The sequence below is a fragment of the Allokutzneria sp. NRRL B-24872 genome (assembly GCF_002155965.1).
Taxonomy (GTDB): domain Bacteria; phylum Actinomycetota; class Actinomycetes; order Mycobacteriales; family Pseudonocardiaceae; genus Allokutzneria.
This window is the reverse complement of sequence record NZ_MUMH01000287.1, coordinates 1-626: the sequence shown is the minus strand read 5'-3', so window position 1 is coordinate 626 and position 626 is coordinate 1. Positions and strand designations below refer to the sequence as shown.

At 73.2% G+C, this 626-nt stretch carries 1 protein-coding gene; it reads right to left on the bottom strand.

Going from position 1 to position 626, the window contains the following annotated elements; genetic code table 11:
* Nucleotides 1–460: maleylpyruvate isomerase N-terminal domain-containing protein (locus CCN37_RS37490; RefSeq protein ID WP_143262025.1), on the bottom strand; the 460-nt coding region annotated here is incomplete at its 3' end.
* Nucleotides 461–626 lie beyond the last annotated feature (166 nt).

The window sequence follows — 626 nt, the reverse complement described above, 5'->3', positions numbered from 1 at the left end:
CGAGCGCGTTCTGCGCGTCCCACCGGTGCACGGCGGCCTCGGTCACCTGGATGCGCTGCCAGAACCCGACGGTCTGGTCGACGGTCCACGTCCACACAGGTGTGGCGGGGTCGCAGTCGCGGAAAGCGTCGTGCAGCGCGGCGGCGCCCTCCGCGAACCAGTCGGCCAGCCCGGCGGGCACGGGCCCGTGGTTGGGCGCGTCGTCGAGGCTCGGCCACCGCCCCCAGTCGGGATGAGCCACCTGGAACTGCGTCCCCTTGACGTCGGGCGGGGAGGTCAGCCGCTCGCTGACCAGCCACGCCACCACGCGGTGCACGTGGCCGAGGTGCAGCGCCAGGTCGGTCATCGTCCACTGTGGACACGTCGGCACGACCGGGGCGGCATCGCCGGAGCCCGCTGAGCACCGCAGGGCGTCCTCGAAGGCGGCGACCTCGCGCTGGAAGCACGTCAACCACTCCATGCCTCCAGCGTGGCACCGCGACCGCCTGCGCGCCCGTGTCTCTGCCCCAAGGGGTCAGGTCGTGCTCGACGTGGAGGACGCGCTGGTGGTCGGCGTGGTGGTGATGGGCTTCGCCGTGGTCGTCGTCGTCACCGGAGGCGGTGGGGTCGTCGTCGACGGGGGTGGC